Raw genomic sequence first — 14,882 nt, forward strand, 5'->3', positions numbered from 1 at the left:
GAAGCTTAGCGGGTGGCGGTCTGGGCGGCAGGAGCGGCGGCGTGGCGCGCATCCTTTTCCGACACGGGCTGGTTCACTTCCACTTCGGCGATCACCGACATGCCCGGCACCAGGCGGCCATTCATGGCCTTGATGTCTTCCGGCTGGAAGACGATTTTCACCGGCACGCGCTGGACGATCTTGGTGAAGTTGCCGGTGGCGTTATCGGCCGGCAGCAAGGCGAATTGCGCGCCCGAGGCAGGGGCGAAGCTGTCCACGGTGCCCACCAGTTTCTTGCCCGGCATGGCGTCGATCGTCACGTGCACGCTCTGGCCGCGATGCAGGTCGGCCAGCTGCGTTTCCTTGAAGTTGGCGGTGACCCAGACGTTGTCCTGCACGATGGCCGTCAATTGCTGGCCAGGCTGCACGCGCATGCCCGTTTCCACGTTGCGCTTGCCGATGCGGCCGGCGACGGGCGCCAGGATGCGGTTGTATTGCAGCTGCTGTTCTGCGTCCTTCAATTGCACGCGCAGCACGGCCACTTGTGCCTTGGCCACGTCGCGCGCGGCCTGGGCGGCGCCGATCTGCGCCTTGGCGGCCGAAGCGCTGTCGCGGCGGGCGGCCAGGTCGGCCACGGCGCTCGAGCGGGCCGCATTGGCCGCGTCGAGTTCCGCTTTCGAGACGGCTTTCATCTGGCTCGTGTACAGCTGGCCATAACGCTCCGCATCCTGTTTCGCGCGCAGCAATTGCGCGTCCGCTTGCGCCACTTGCGCCTGGGCGCCGCTGGCTTGCGCCTGCACCTGGGCGATCTGCGCGTCCGCCTGCAGCACCTGCTGTTCGGCGCTGGCGATCTGGGCGGCGATCTGCTCGGTTTTCACGCGCTGGTCGAACGGGTCGAGTTCGGCGATCACGTCGCCCTCTTTGACGATTTGATTGTCGTCGATGAAGACCTTGGTGACGACGCCGGAAATACGCGCCGAGACGGGATGCACGTGGCCGGCCACATAGGCGTTTTCCGTTTCCACGAAGTAGTGGCTGCGGTACCACATGCGCGCGCCGGCGCCCAGGGCGACCAGGACGATCAGGCCGGCGATGATTTTCACGCGGTTATTCGGTGCTGCGGAGCTGGCGGAAGCGGCGGGCGCGGAAGGTGCGGAAGGTGCGGCCGGGGCCACGGGTGGGACGGCGCTCAGCACCTTGTGCTCTGCTTGGCCTGGCTGGTTGGACATACTCGCTCCGGAAATGAAATGATGTAGGTTCATTATTGGGCAAAGAAAAGCCAAAGTCAAGAAATGAAACGATTGCATTTCATTTTAATTTGCACTACAGTGTGAGCCATCACTTACCTTCCCACTTATAAAGAGACCCAGACCATGCCCGATCCCGGCCTCAGCGATACCTTGCCAACCGATAAAGAATCCGACGAAGCTGCCCAGGAGCTTTCCTGCTGCGGCAAGCCAGCCGGCCGCCCGCGCGCGGCCGACATGGAAGCGCGCATGGAAAACCTGCTGCACACGGCCGGTTGCCTGTTTCTGGAAAAGGGGTATGGAAAGGTCAGCCTGGAAATGATCGCCCGCGAAGCCCACGTGGCCGTGCGCACGATCTATGTGAAGTTTGGCGGCAAGTCGGGCTTGTTCAATGCCGTGGTGGAACTGCGCCGCGCCGCCTACTTCTCGACCATGCCGGCGCTGGAAACGGATATGCGGCCCCTGCCCACCATCCTGGGCGAGTTCGGCCTGCTGTTCGTGCAGCTCGTCACCATGCCGGCGGCGATCCGCCTGAATCGCATGGTGGTGGCCGAGGCGGCCACGCACCCGGAACTGGCGGAAACGTTTTACAAGGTGGGGCCGGGGCAGACGCGCGAGATGCTGGTCAAGTTTTTCAGCCGACCCGACATCGCGCCCCTGTTCCGCGCAGAACTGACGCCGTCCATGCTGGCGCTGCACCTGCTCAATTGCCTGCTGGGCGACCAGATGTCGCGCCTGCTGTTCCCGCCGCAGGCGCAACCGGACGTGGCGCAATTGCGCGCCAAGGTGACGGTCAGTCTCGACCTGTTCCTGCGCGGCACCCTGCGCCAGCCACTGGCGGACTGACGCGGGACGGCTGACCCGCCAGGTCAGCCGGGGCGGCTGCAGTCTTCCGTCACCGCCGCGTCGGCGTGTTCATCGTTCAAGCCCAGCGCGCGCAGGAAAGGCTGGGCCGCCGATGCGCCATCGAGACTGAGTGAAGACTCACTTCCATCGTAGCGCTCGGGACCATAGCGCATCAGGTCGAACGACGTTTCAAAGCGCTGCGCCAGGAAATACGTGCGGAAGTAATCGAAGGAAAACGCCACCTGGCCATCGGCCCGCAGCAGCAAGCCATGCGCATACAACGGCGCCAGCCAGTCCCCGGCCGCCATGTTCCAGCCCTTCACGCCACAATAGTCGCCGGCAAAGCGCTCCAGCTCCGCTGCGCTGAGGAAGACGGTCTTCGCTTCGAACATCACGAACGCCAGCTCCATCAGGAATTCGCGCGCATCGGCAGCCGCGCCGGCGTCCACGCGCCGCGGCGCGCCCGCCATGCCCAGCAAGCCATCGAGATAGGCGCGCTCGCCTGCCAGCTGCGGCAGCAAGGTGGCAAACACATACTCGGCATCCACCTGCCCCGTTTCCTGCCCATTCGGCGTGTACAGCACCGACAGGGCGAAGTTCTTGCTCACGTCATCGAACTCGCGCAGGGACACCGTCCACTGCGTGCCTGCCTTGCCGTCATCGGCCGCGTCCGCATCCGCACCGAACTCGAGTACGGCAAACGCCGCCATCTGGCCATGCGCACCGTACAGGCTGCCGGGATTGCTTTTGAACAAGATGCCCAGCGACTTCATCAGCGAACTGGCATCGCCCGTATGCTGGTGGCCATGGAACACGGCGTGGATATTCTTGTAGTGCGCGCGCTGCTCGGCACTTGCATGCTCATCGGCGGAGAAAAAGCTGAAGCCGGCATTGCCCAGCGCCGCCGCCGCGACACCCTGCGCGCGGCTGCCCGGCACCAGGTAAAAACGCGCGCCCGGCAGGCTGGCCGCCTGCAGCAAGGGACGCAGGAAGTATTCGTAGACATACACGGGCGTCGTGTCGGCACAGGCGTCGGGCGCCACCAGCTGGCCCGTGAAGAAAATCGCATCGATCCTCTTACCCGCCGCCAGGATAGCGGCCACATCCTGGTACAAGGCATGCAGCATCACGGCTTGCTCTTGCTCATCGGCCCGGCGCAAACGGACGTCGGCAATATGGAGGGCGGTAAATTTTTTCATTGTTGCAAAACTTTCTTGGGGCCTATCCCAGTAGGGAGCGTCTTCTGCTGGCAGTTCATCAGGAGCACGGACAAGGCGTGAGGAGCACGCGGGGCGAGCCACGCGACGACGATCACCGCAGTCCCCGCTTCCGAGGGGCGCCAGCAGGGGATGCATTCATCCACCGGGGCAGGCTTTCATCGATACAGCGGAACTTGACCGAACCCCACGCTGGCAACATTCCTGGAAAAATCACACGCTTCCATTGCAGCAAAAAGAAGAACATGGTGACAGACCTCCATTCTGCCACTTTTTCCATACGGCAATACTCACCAATTTTCACATGGGGCTTATCCGCCACGCCCCATCTGCGGTTTACGCTGCCAGGATCAAGGGATATAAAAAAACCCGCAATCGCTTGCGGGTTTTTTGTACTGAAAATTAACTCTTTATCAGCGCTTGCGCGGCGGCGGCAAGTCCGTGCATACGCCTTCGTACACTTCCGCGGTTTTTTCAACCTGCAGATCGATTCACGCAGGGGCGGGTGCAGGTGGTAGCCCGCTCCAATAAAAAACCCGCAATCGCTTGCGGGTTTTTGAGTGTAACAAGGTACGGCTACAGCATCAGCGCTTGCGCGGCGGCGGCAAGTCCGTGCACACGCCTTCGTACACTTCGGCGGCCATGCCGATCGACTCGCCCAGGGTAGGGTGCGGATGGATGGTCTTGCCGATGTCGGTGCCGTCACAGCCCATTTCGATGGCCAGCGCGATCTCGCCGATCATGTCGCCCGCATGCGTGCCGACGATGGTGCCCCCGATGATGCGGTGCGTTTCCGCGTCGAACAGCAGCTTGGTGAAGCCTTCGGCGCGGCCGTTGGCCACGGCGCGGCCCGAGGCGGCCCACGGGAAGTGGCCCTTCTCGACCTTGATGCCCTTGGCTTTCGCTTCGTCTTCCGTGATGCCGGCCCATGCCACTTCCGGATCCGTGTAGGCGACCGACGGGATCACCTTGACGTCGAAGTGCGACTTCTGGCCGGAAGCCGCTTCCGCGGCCACGTGGGCTTCATGCACGGCCTTGTGCGCCAGCATCGGCTGGCCCACCAGGTCGCCGATGGCGAAGATGTTCGGCACGTTGGTGCGCATCTGGCTGTCGACGTTGATGAAACCGCGGTCCGTCACCTGCACGCCGGCCTTGTCGGCTGCCAGCTTCTTGCCGTTCGGGCTGCGGCCCACGGCGACGAGCACCAGGTCGTAGATCTGCGGCGCCGGCGCCGTGGCGCCCGCTTCGGCCGCTTCGAACGTAACCTTGATGCCTTCCGGCAACGCCTCGACGGCCACCGTCTTGGTCTTGGTCATGATGTTGTCGAAGCGCTTCTCGTTGAACTTCTGCCACACCTTGACGGCGTCGCGGTCCGCGCCCTGCATCAGGCCATCCATCATTTCGACCACGTCGATGCGCGCGCCGAAGGTGGAATAGACGGTCGCCATTTCCAGGCCGATGATGCCGCCGCCGATGACCAGCATGCGTTTCGGGATCTGGCGCAATTCCAGCGCACCCGTCGAATCGACGATGCGCGGGTCTTCCGGCACGAAGGGCAGCTTCACCACGGACGAACCGGCGGCGATGATCGCTTGCTTGAACTGCACGACTTTTTTCGAGCCGTCGCCTGCCGTCACCTCGATGTGGTTCGCGGAGAGGAACTGGCCCACGCCCGTGACGACTTGCGTCTTGCGCGCCTTGGCCATGCCGGCCAGACCGCCCGTCATGTTCGAGATTACGCCTTCCTTGTACTTGCGTACCTGATCGATATCAATGGTGGGCTTGGCAAACGTCACGCCCGTGTTCGACATGTGCGCCGTTTCATCGATGACGGACGCGACGTGCAGCAGCGCCTTCGACGGGATGCAGCCCACATTCAGGCACACGCCGCCCAGGGTGGCGTAGCGCTCGACGATGACCGTTGACATGCCCAGGTCGGCCGCGCGGAACGCCGCCGAATAGCCGCCAGGACCGCCGCCCAGCACCATCATGTCGACATCGATGTCAACCTGGCCGCTGTAATTTCCGGCCGGGATGGCGGCAACGGCTGCCGGTGCTGCCGCTGGGGCAGCCGCCGGAGCAGCTGCTGCAGGCGCAGGAGCGGCTGCCGGTGCGGCTGCCGCCGCGCCTTCAGATGCTTCCAGCACCAGCAGCGCGCTGCCTTCGGCGATCTTGTCGCCGACCTTGACCTTGACTTCCTTGACGACGCCTGCGTGGGTCGATGGAATCTCCATGCTGGCCTTGTCCGATTCGACCGTGATCAGGGACTGGTCCACCTTGATGGTGTCGCCGACCTTGACCATCAGTTCGATGACTTCGACTTCCTTGAAGTCGCCGATATTCGGTACTTTTACCTCTACTGTGCTCATCAATCGCTCCTTACAGCAGAATTTTGCGCATGTCGGCCAGGACTTCGCCGAGGTACACGGAGAATCGCGCGCCCATCGCGCCATCGACCACGCGGTGGTCGTAGGACAGCGAGGTGCCCATCATCAGGCGCGGCTGGAAGGCCTTGCCATCCCATACCGGCTTGATCGAGGCTTTCGACAGACCCAGAATGGCCACTTCCGGCGCATTGACGATAGGCGTGAAGTGCGTGCCGCCGATGCCGCCCAGGGACGAAATCGTGAAGCTGGCGCCCTGCATGTCGGCCGGTTTCAGCTTGCCTTCGCGCGCCTGCAGCGACAGTTCCGTCATTTCGCGGGCGATTTGCGAGACCGACTTCTGGTCCGCGCCCTTGATCACGGGTACCACCAGGCCGTTCGGCGTGTCGGCAGCGAAGCCGATGTTGTAGTACTGCTTGAGGATCAGGTTCTCGCCCTTGGCATCCAGGGAAGCGTTAAACGCGGGGAATTTCTTCAGCGCGGCGACGGACGCCTTGATGACGAAGGCCAGCATGGTCAGCTTGGCCGCATCCTTGTTCTTCGCGTTGGCCGCGTTGGTGTCGACGCGGAACGCTTCCAGGTCCGTCACATCCGCTTCGTCGAACTGCGTGACGTGCGGGATCATGACCCAGTTGCGGTGCAGGTTCGGACCCGAGATTTTCTTGATGCGCGACAGCGGCAGCAATTCGGTCGTGCCGAACTTGCTGAAGTCCAGCGACGGCCAAGGCAGCAGGTCCAGACCCACGCCCGAACCGCCTTTGGCAGCGACCGGTGCGTTCGGCGCGGCGACGGCGCCCGACATCACGCCCTTGACGAAGTTCTGCACGTCTTCCTGGGTGATGCGGCCCTTCGGACCGGAACCGCCCACGCGGGCCAGGTCCACACCCAGTTCGCGCGCAAACTTGCGGATCGAAGGCGACGCGTGCGCCAGCTTGCCATTCACGGCAGGGGCGGCGGCAACTGGTGCCGGGGCAGCAGCGGCGACCGGCGCCGAAGCGACTGCGGCGGCAGGTGCGGCGGCAGCTTGCGCCGGCGCTGCGGCCGGGGCGGCAGCGGCAGGAGCGGCGCCACCGGTCGTTTCCACGACCAGCACCAGCGAACCCTTGGCCACCTTGTCGCCGACCTTGACTTTCAATTCCTTGACGATACCGGCGTGGCTCGATGGAATTTCCATGCTGGCCTTGTCCGATTCGACCGTCAGCAGCGACTGGTCGACCTTGATGCTGTCGCCCACCTTGACCATCAGTTCGATGACTTCGACTTCCTTGAAGTCGCCGATATCGGGCACGGTCACGTCGACCAGGGCCGGCGCGCCGGCTGGGGCGGCAGGTGCTGGCGCGGCCGCGGGGGCTGCGGCAGGCGCAGGTGCCGCGGCGGCTGGCGCCGGTGCGGCCGCAGGGGCAGCCGTGGCCGAGGCGTCGTCCGCCACTTCCAGCAGCAGGACCAGCGAGCCTTCGGCGATCTTGTCGCCCACGTTGACTTTCAATTCCTTGACGACACCGGCGTGGCTCGATGGAATTTCCATGCTGGCCTTGTCCGATTCGACCGTGATCAGGGATTGGTCGACCTTGACCGTATCGCCTGGCTTGACCATCAGTTCAATGATCTCGACTTCCTTGAAATCGCCGATATCCGGGACTTTGACTTCCACAATGCTCATAGCTTGCTCCGTTATTTTATTTGTCAGATGGACCCGCACACACGCCAGGGCGGCACTTTCGCACCGCCCTGGCATCATCGGGTCCGCACAACGATTACTGGGTCACCGGATTCGGTTTGTTGGCGTCGATGCCGTACTTGGCGATCGCCTGCTCCACCACCGACACGTCGATCTTGCCTTCGTCAGCCAGCGATTTGAGCGCAGCCACGGTGACATAATAACGGTTCACTTCGAAGAACTCGCGCAGCTTGGCGCGGCTGTCCGAGCGGCCAAAGCCATCGGTGCCGAGCACTTTATAAGTGCGGCCCTTCGGCATGAAGGCGCGGATCTGTTCTGCAAACGCGCGCATGTAGTCGGTCGTGGCGACGATCGGGCCGTCCGTGTCCTGCATCAGCGACGTCACGTAAGGCACGCGCTGCTCTTTCGACGGGTTGACCATGTTCCAGCGTTCCGCATCCTGGCCATCACGGGCCACCAGGGTCAGCGACGGCGCAGACCACACATCCGCAGCCACGCCCCAGTCGTTGGCAAGCAATTCGGCGGCGAAGATCGATTCGCGCAGGATGGTGCCGCAACCGATCAGCTGTACGCGCAGCTTGGCGTCGGCCGGGCCTTCCTGCAGCTTGTACATGCCTTTCAGGATGCCTTCTTCCTGGCCTGGCTTGATGCCTGGCTGGGCGTAGTTCTCGTTCATGATCGTGATGTAGTAGAACACATCTTCCTGGTTGGCGATCATGCGGCGCAGGCCGTCCTGGATGATGACGGCGACTTCATGGCTGAAGGTCGGGTCGTACGGCATGCAGGTCGGGATGGTCGCGGCGAAGATATGGCTGTGGCCATCTTCGTGCTGCAAGCCTTCGCCGTTCAGGGTCGTACGGCCAGCCGTGCCGCCCATCAGGAAGCCGCGGGCGCGCATGTCGGCCGAAGCCCATACCTGGTCGCCGATGCGCTGGAAGCCGAACATCGAGTAGAAGGTGTAGAACGGGATCATGATGCGGTCGTTGGTCGAATACGACGTCGCCGCGGCGATCCACGAGCTCATGCCGCCCGCTTCGTTGATGCCCTCTTGCAGGATCTGGCCAGCCTTGTCTTCGCGGTAGTACATGACCTGGTCCTTGTCGACCGGCTCGTACAACTGACCTTTCGGGTTGTAGATGCCGATCTGGCGGAACAGGCCTTCCATGCCGAAGGTACGCGATTCATCGACCAGGATAGGCACGACGCGCTGCCCCAGGTTCGGGTCTTTCAGCAGGGTCGAAATGACGCGCACGAACGCTTGCGTGGTCGAGATTTCACGGCCTTCAGGAGTCGCTTCCAGCACGTTCTTGAACGCGTCCAGGCCAGGCACGGGCAGGGTTTCTTCCGACTTCTGGCGGCGCTGCGGCAGGTAGCCGCCCAGGGCCTTGCGGCGCTCGTGCAGGTAGACCATTTCCGGCGCGTCGTCGGCTGGCTTGAAGAATGGGATGTCGGCCAGCTTGTCGTCCGGGATCGGCAGCGAGAAGCGGTCGCGCATTTCGCGGATGGCTTCGTCGTCCAGTTTTTTCGTCTGGTGCGCCGTGTTGCGCGCTTCGCCGGACTTGCCCATGCCGTAGCCCTTGATGGTTTTCACCAGCAGGACGGTCGGCTGGCCCTTGTGTTCCTGGGCGATCTTGAATGCCGCATAGATCTTGTGCGGATCGTGGCCGCCACGGGTCAGGCGCCAGATGTCGTCGTCCGTCATGTTGGCAACCATTTCCAGCAGCTTCGGATGCTTGCCGAAGAAGTGCTTGCGCACGTAGGCGCCGTCTTTCGCTTTGTAGTTCTGGTATTCGCCGTCGACGGTTTCCATCATCACGCGCTGCAGGATGCCTTCCTTGTCCTGTGCCAGCAGGGCGTCCCAGCCCGGGCCCCAGATGACCTTGACGACGTTCCAGCCGGCGCCGCGGAATTCGCCTTCCAGCTCCTGGATGATCTTGGTGTTGCCGCGCACAGGGCCGTCCAGGCGCTGCAGGTTGCAGTTGACCACGATGACCAGGTTGTCGAGCATGTCGCGTGCGGCCAGGCCGATCGCGCCCAAGGACTCCGGCTCGTCCATCTCGCCATCGCCGCAGAAGGCCCAGATCTTGCGGTTGTCGGTTTTCGCGATGCCGCGTGCGTGCAGGTACTTCAGGAAGCGCGCCTGGTAGATCGCCATGTGCGGGCCCAGGCCCATCGACACGGTCGGGAACTGCCAGAAGTCAGGCATCAGCTTCGGATGCGGGTACGAGGACAGGCCCTTGCCGTCGACTTCCTTGCGGAAGTTCAGCATTTGCTCTTCCGTCAAGCGGCCTTCGAGGAAGGCGCGCGCGTAGACGCCGGGCGAGGAGTGGCCCTGGATGTACAGCAGGTCGCCGCCGTGGTCGGCCGTCGGCGCGTGCCAGAAGTGGTTGAAACCGATGCCCAGCATGTTCGCCAGCGAAGCGAACGAGGACAAGTGGCCGCCCAGGTCGCCGTCGGCGCGGTTGGCTTTGACGACCATGGCCATGGCGTTCCAGCGCATCCACGAGCGCAGGCGCTCTTCGTATTCCAGGTTGCCGGGGCAGTGTGCTTCTTGCTTGGTGGGGATGGTATTGACGTAGGCGGTGGTGCTGGAGAACGGGATCTGCGCGCCGCGGCGGCGGGCCAGGTCAACCATGCGCTCCATCAGGTAATGCGCGCGTTCCGGACCTTCATTTTCCAGCACGGCTTCGAGCGCGTCCAGCCACTCCTTGGTTTCCTGCATATCCGGGTCGGTGCCGATCTGTGTCGTTACCTGGTTCAGTTGAGCTGACATCTGTTGAGTCTCCTTTGTGAACGCCCCACCCCGATTTTCCGGATCGCTGTCGGACGGTATTTCGCTGATTATTTACTATTAAGTCGGTTTAGTGTGGGGATTCTAACAGCGTATTTACTATTTTTCAAATTACGATATAGCATTTCGCATTGTGAAATCACCCTATGAAATTTATGCTGCACTGCCGCAAATTCTGCCCGGAAATTAGGGTGATCAGAGTAGCAAATAGCGGCGCCACAAGCGGAATGCCGGCAAGTGAGCGCCGCCCTCCCCTTGAAAGCAAATCTCGGGAGGGGTACGGCTCACGAGCACACCAACAAACCGAATTTAAACCCCGGTCGTCCGCACAGGTATACCGGGCCAAGCGAGCCTGAAAAATGTCGAGGGCAAGGCGCGGCGACGCAGACAGTACGCCAGTACGGCAAGGAGCTGCAACGCCGCCATCGGCATTTTCTCAGGCCCGCGTTTCCGGCCCGCTGTTGTTAAGCCTTGCGCTTTTAAACGCATGGCACTGCTTAACTTAAAGGCTTGGCGCCAAAACCGCCCCTTTGCGCCGCCCGGCTTTATAATCTGTCTTTTCCCTCCCACACAGCCTCCCTACCATGCCAGCACAACTGATCGACGGAATCGCCCTCTCCCAAAAACTGCGCAGCGAGATCGCCACGCGCGCCGCTGCCCTCACGGCCAAGGGCACCCAGCCCGGTCTGGCCGTGATTCTCGTCGGCGAAGACCCGGCCAGCCAGGTGTATGTCCGCAACAAGGTCAAGGCGTGCGGCGACGTGGGTTTCCACTCGGTGCTGGAAAAATATGAAGCGGACCTGTCCGAAGCGGACTTGCTGGCACGCATCGCCAGCCTGAATGCCGACCCGGCCATCCACGGCATCCTCGTGCAAATGCCCTTGCCCAAGCACATCAACCCGCACAAGGTCATCGAAGCGATCGCCACGACGAAAGACGTGGACGGCTATTCCGTCCTGAGCGCCGGCGAACTGATGACGGGCTTGCCCGGCTTCCGCCCGTGCACGCCGTATGGCTGCATGAAACTGATCGAAAGCACGGGTGTGGACTTGCGCGGCAAGCACGCCGTCGTCATCGGCCGCAGCAATACCGTCGGCAAGCCGATGGCCCTGCTGCTCTTGCAAGCGAACGCTACCGTCACCATCTGCCATAGTGCGACCCCGGACCTGGGCCTGTACACGCGCCAGGCGGACGTGGTCGTGGCCGCCGTCGGCCGCCGCAACACCCTGACGGCCGACATGGTCAAGCCGGGCGCCATCGTCATCGACGTAGGCATGAACCGCGACGATGACGGCAAGCTGTGCGGCGACGTGGATTTTGCCGGAGTGAAAAATATCGCTTCCCACATCACCCCGGTACCGGGTGGCGTGGGTCCGATGACGATTACCATGTTGCTGATGAACACGGTCGAAGCCGCCGAGCGCATTTAAGAGGAGCACCTGAGACAATGCTCATGGTGGCGTTGCCTGGCCTTGAACATTTTTCAGGCGCTCCATATATGAAGACAGAATGGACGAACCGACGATGAATACCAATCCCCTGCTTGATTTTTCCGGCCTGCCACGCTTCGACGCGATCACGCACGAGCATGTCACGCCTGCCATCGATACCCTGCTGGCCCAGGCGCGCGCCACGGTGGTGCAGCTGGAAGCGCCCATGGAAGAAGTGAGCTGGGAGAACTTCGTCACGCCACAGGACCAGATCGACGAAACCCTGGGCCGCGCCTGGAGCATCGTCAACCATCTCAACAGCGTGGTCGATACGCCGGAACTGCGCGCCGCCTACAATGCGAACCTGCCCAAGGTGACGGAATTCTGGACCGAACTGGAGCAGAACGACATCCTCTTCGGCAAATACAAGCAACTGCAAGCGAGCCCCGCTTTCGCCAGTATGTCGCCGGCGCGCCGGCGCATCGTCGACAATGCCGTGCGCGACTTCCGCCTGGGCGGCGCCGAGTTGCCCGAGGACAAGAAAGAGCGCTTCGGCGCCATCCAGGAAGAACACGCGGCCGTGTCGACGCGCTTTTCCGAAAACGTGCTCGACGCCACCAATGACTACAAGTTGCTGGTCGAGAACGAAGCTGACCTGGCCGGCTTGCCCGACGACGTGAAGGCTGCCGCGCGCGCCGCCGCCGACAAGGCGGGCAAGCAAGGCTATGAATTCTCGCTGCACTTCCCCTCGTATTACCCGATCCTGCAATTTGCCGACAACCGCGCGCTGCGCGAAACCATCTACCGCGCCAACGCCACCAAGGCATCGGACCAGGGCGACGTCTTCAGCAAGAAGGACGAGTGGGACAACACGCACAACATCGTGACCCTGTTGCGACTGCGCAACGAAGAGGCACAACTGCTCGGCTACGCCAATTTCGCCGAAGTGTCGCTGGTCTCCAAAATGGCCACTTCGCCCGCGCAAGTCATCGCTTTCCTGGAAGACCTGGCCCAACGCGCGCGCCCGTTCGCCGAGAAAGACTTGTTAGAACTGAAACAATTCGCGAAGGAAGAACTGGGGATTGCCGAACTGCAAGCATGGGACGTGCCGTACGCTTCCGAAAAGCTGCAGGAACGCCGCTACGCGTTCTCGGCCCAGGAAGTCAAACAGTATTTCCCTGAACACAAGGTGATCGACGGCCTGTTCCGCCAGATCCAGAACCTGTTCGCCGTCGAGATCAAGCTGGATACGGCGCCCGTCTGGCACAAGGATGTGCGTTTTTACCGCATCGAGCGCGACGGCAAGCTGATCGGCCAGTTCTACCTGGACCTGTATGCGCGCGCGGGCAAGAGCGGCGGCGCCTGGATGGACGACGCGCGCGGCCGCCGCGCCGACGCGCAACACGTGCAAACGCCGATCGCTTATCTCACCTGCAACTTCACGGAACCAGCCGTGGTCGACGGCAAGGTACAGCCAGCCCTGTTCACGCACGATGAAGTCATCACCCTGTTCCACGAATTCGGCCACGGCCTGCACCACATGTTGACGGTGGTCGACGAGCTGGGTGTGTCGGGCATTGCCGGCGTCGAATGGGATGCCGTGGAACTGCCATCGCAATTCATGGAAAATTTCTGCTGGGAATGGGAAGTGCTCGAGCACATGACGGCGCATGCCGTCACGGGCGCGCCGCTACCGCGCGCGCTGTACGACAAGATGCTGGCGGCCAAGAATTTCCAGTCCGGCCTGCAAACCCTGCGCCAGGTGGAATTTTCCTTGCTCGACATGCATTTGCACTATGACTACGATGCCAGCACGGGCCAGAGCGTGCAGCAGCTGATCGACGGCGTGCGCGCCAAGTTTTCGCTGCTGATTCCGCCGCCGTTCAACCGCTTCCAGAATTCCTTTGGGCACATCTTCGCCGGCGGCTACGCGGCTGGCTACTACAGCTACAAGTGGGCCGAGGTGCTGTCCGCCGACGCGTATGCCGCGTTTGAAGAAGCCAAGGTGCTGGGGCCTGCCGCCACCACGGCAGCGGGCAAGCGTTACCTGCAGGAAATTCTGTCCGTCGGCGGCTCGCGCCCCGCGCTGGAATCGTTCACGGCCTTCCGCGGCCGCGAACCATCGATCGACGCCCTGCTGCGCCACAGCGGCATGGCCGCTTGATCGCCATGAGCCGCGTCGATTTTCACAGCAACGTGCCGGACAAGCTGGCCTACGCCTGCCGCCTGGCGCGCAAGGCCTATATGGCCGGCAACAAGGTCGTCGTGCTGGCGCAAGATGGTGCCCAGCTCGACGCTTTGAACAGCGCCATGTGGACCATTTCCGCCACGGATTTCCTGCCCCACGTGCTGGCCGGCGATCCGCTGGCGGCGCAGACACCCATCATCCTGACCGATGATGCAGCGGCGGACTTGCCGCACCACGACATCCTCGTCAACCTGTCGCAGTTGCCGCCCGCTAATTACGCGCAATTCCAGCGCGTCTTCGAGATCGTTTCCATGGATGAGCAAGATGCGCAGGCGGGCCGCCAGCGCTTCCTGCACTACCGCCAGCAAAACGTGCAACCGACCCACTTCGTGGCAGGCAAGTCATGAGTGATCAACCATTCGACCAGGGCATCCCCCTGCTGACGGAAGTACTGCTGGGGCCGGAAGTACCGGAACCTGTCGCTCCAGCTGCGGCTGCGCCTGCCGTCGAGGAAGCGCCGGTGTTGCCCCCGAGCATAGTGCAACCCGACTGGGACGCCATCGAACAGCGCCTGACGCAGCGCATCCTGCACCAGGTGCAAGGCAAGATCGACCACCTGCTGGAAGAGCGCATTGCCCACGTCCTGCAGACGGCCCTGCAAAACGCCCTGATCGGCATGCGCGGCGCCCTGCGCGAGGACTTGCAGCAGTCGCTGGAACAAATCGTGGCGCATGCGGTCAGCCACGAGCTGGGTCACCTGCACCCTCCCGCGCACTAAGACACCTGCAAAAACCTACTGCGCGTCGGTATAGGCGGCCTGCGATGCTCACCGTACCCTAGTACGGTTGCGCTTCTCAGCCACCTCTTCCTTCCGCTCGCTACGGTTTTATCAGGTGCTGTCAGTTTACTAGGCATATTTGGCCTGATTTCTCTACACCTGTATCCCTCCCAACGCCATTCTTTGGTGCGCTCGCGCCTGCGAAATCGGTGCATCGCGCCTCACTTTGGTGATTGTTGCGACAAAATGCAAAAAGCCCAAAAAGCGGCTTTGCGCCGCCTGTTTTTTGTTGTACCTTCTTCAAATGCACCGCCCCTCGAAGCGGTTTTCACGAGACGCCGCCG

The 14,882-nt window shown here is 62.4% G+C and carries 10 protein-coding genes; 5 read left to right on the top strand and 5 right to left on the bottom strand.

What is annotated here, in order from left to right:
- Positions 1-5: 5 nt before the first annotated feature.
- Positions 6-1,208 carry an HlyD family secretion protein gene (locus O3298_RS04135; RefSeq protein ID WP_305058575.1) on the bottom strand — a complete coding sequence of 401 codons (1,203 nt, stop codon included), beginning with the start codon at positions 1,206-1,208 and terminating at the stop codon, positions 6-8.
- A 144-nt stretch (positions 1,209-1,352) separates the two neighbouring features.
- Here O3298_RS04135 and O3298_RS04140 point away from each other — a divergent pair, with 144 nt between their 5' ends.
- Positions 1,353-2,072, top strand: a complete 720-nt coding sequence (locus O3298_RS04140; protein WP_289903832.1) for a TetR/AcrR family transcriptional regulator — start codon at positions 1,353-1,355, stop codon at positions 2,070-2,072.
- 23 nt (positions 2,073-2,095) lie between these two features.
- On the opposite strand, the gene O3298_RS04145 is transcribed toward O3298_RS04140, so the two are convergent.
- The 4 genes from O3298_RS04145 to aceE all read right to left on the bottom strand — a co-directional run bounded on the left by O3298_RS04145 (position 2,096) and on the right by aceE (position 10,124).
- The gene (locus O3298_RS04145; protein WP_305058576.1) at positions 2,096-3,271 is read right to left on the bottom strand and encodes a hypothetical protein; all 1,176 of its coding nucleotides are present in this window, start codon (positions 3,269-3,271) and stop codon (positions 2,096-2,098) included.
- A gap of 602 nt (positions 3,272-3,873) precedes the next feature.
- Positions 3,874-5,658 carry a dihydrolipoyl dehydrogenase gene (lpdA, locus tag O3298_RS04150; RefSeq protein WP_305058577.1) on the bottom strand — a complete coding sequence of 595 codons (1,785 nt, stop codon included), beginning with the start codon at positions 5,656-5,658 and terminating at the stop codon, positions 3,874-3,876.
- A gap of 10 nt (positions 5,659-5,668) precedes the next feature.
- On the bottom strand, positions 5,669-7,333 hold the full coding sequence (gene aceF, locus O3298_RS04155; RefSeq protein WP_305058578.1) for a dihydrolipoyllysine-residue acetyltransferase: 1,665 nt from the start codon (positions 7,331-7,333) through the stop codon (positions 5,669-5,671).
- A gap of 94 nt (positions 7,334-7,427) precedes the next feature.
- The gene (aceE, locus tag O3298_RS04160; RefSeq protein ID WP_251350656.1) at positions 7,428-10,124 is read right to left on the bottom strand and encodes a pyruvate dehydrogenase (acetyl-transferring), homodimeric type; all 2,697 of its coding nucleotides are present in this window, start codon (positions 10,122-10,124) and stop codon (positions 7,428-7,430) included.
- Positions 10,125-10,726: 602 nt separating this feature from the next.
- On the opposite strand from aceE, the gene folD reads away from it, so the two are divergent.
- The 4 genes from folD (at position 10,727) to O3298_RS04180 (ending at position 14,538) form a co-directional block, all read left to right on the top strand.
- A complete protein-coding gene (folD, locus tag O3298_RS04165; protein WP_289911275.1) occupies positions 10,727-11,572 on the top strand; it encodes a bifunctional methylenetetrahydrofolate dehydrogenase/methenyltetrahydrofolate cyclohydrolase FolD in 846 nt (281 codons plus the stop codon).
- A gap of 79 nt (positions 11,573-11,651) precedes the next feature.
- On the top strand, positions 11,652-13,736 hold the full coding sequence (locus O3298_RS04170) for a M3 family metallopeptidase (RefSeq protein ID WP_369811460.1): 2,085 nt from the start codon (positions 11,652-11,654) through the stop codon (positions 13,734-13,736).
- Positions 13,737-13,741: 5 nt separating this feature from the next.
- Positions 13,742-14,167 (top strand): DNA polymerase III subunit chi, encoded by a 426-nt coding sequence (locus tag O3298_RS04175; protein ID WP_289911276.1) that lies wholly within the window; start codon positions 13,742-13,744, stop codon positions 14,165-14,167.
- Positions 14,164-14,538, top strand: coding sequence for a hypothetical protein (locus O3298_RS04180; protein WP_289911277.1), 375 nt, complete (start codon positions 14,164-14,166; stop codon positions 14,536-14,538). Before O3298_RS04175 ends, O3298_RS04180 begins: the two co-directional genes overlap by 4 nt.
- Positions 14,539-14,882 lie beyond the last annotated feature (344 nt).

The organism is Janthinobacterium sp. SUN137, from assembly GCF_030587265.1.
Lineage (GTDB): Bacteria > Pseudomonadota > Gammaproteobacteria > Burkholderiales > Burkholderiaceae_D > Janthinobacterium > Janthinobacterium kumbetense.

Excerpts from the sequence above, each read along its gene's own strand:
- O3298_RS04135 (WP_305058575.1), bottom strand. The coding sequence starts at position 1,208 with ATGTCCAACCAGCCAGGCCAAGCAGAGCACAAGGTGCTGAGCGCCGTC.
- O3298_RS04175 (WP_289911276.1), top strand. The coding sequence starts at position 13,742 with ATGAGCCGCGTCGATTTTCACAGCAACGTGCCGGACAAGCTGGCCTAC.
- lpdA (WP_305058577.1), bottom strand. The coding sequence starts at position 5,658 with ATGAGCACAGTAGAGGTAAAAGTACCGAATATCGGCGACTTCAAGGAA.
- folD (WP_289911275.1), top strand. The coding sequence starts at position 10,727 with ATGCCAGCACAACTGATCGACGGAATCGCCCTCTCCCAAAAACTGCGC.
- O3298_RS04140 (WP_289903832.1), top strand. The coding sequence starts at position 1,353 with ATGCCCGATCCCGGCCTCAGCGATACCTTGCCAACCGATAAAGAATCC.
- aceE (WP_251350656.1), bottom strand. The coding sequence starts at position 10,124 with ATGTCAGCTCAACTGAACCAGGTAACGACACAGATCGGCACCGACCCG.
- O3298_RS04180 (WP_289911277.1), top strand. The coding sequence starts at position 14,164 with ATGAGTGATCAACCATTCGACCAGGGCATCCCCCTGCTGACGGAAGTA.
- aceF (WP_305058578.1), bottom strand. The coding sequence starts at position 7,333 with ATGAGCATTGTGGAAGTCAAAGTCCCGGATATCGGCGATTTCAAGGAA.
- O3298_RS04145 (WP_305058576.1), bottom strand. The coding sequence starts at position 3,271 with ATGAAAAAATTTACCGCCCTCCATATTGCCGACGTCCGTTTGCGCCGG.
- O3298_RS04170 (WP_369811460.1), top strand. The coding sequence starts at position 11,652 with ATGGACGAACCGACGATGAATACCAATCCCCTGCTTGATTTTTCCGGC.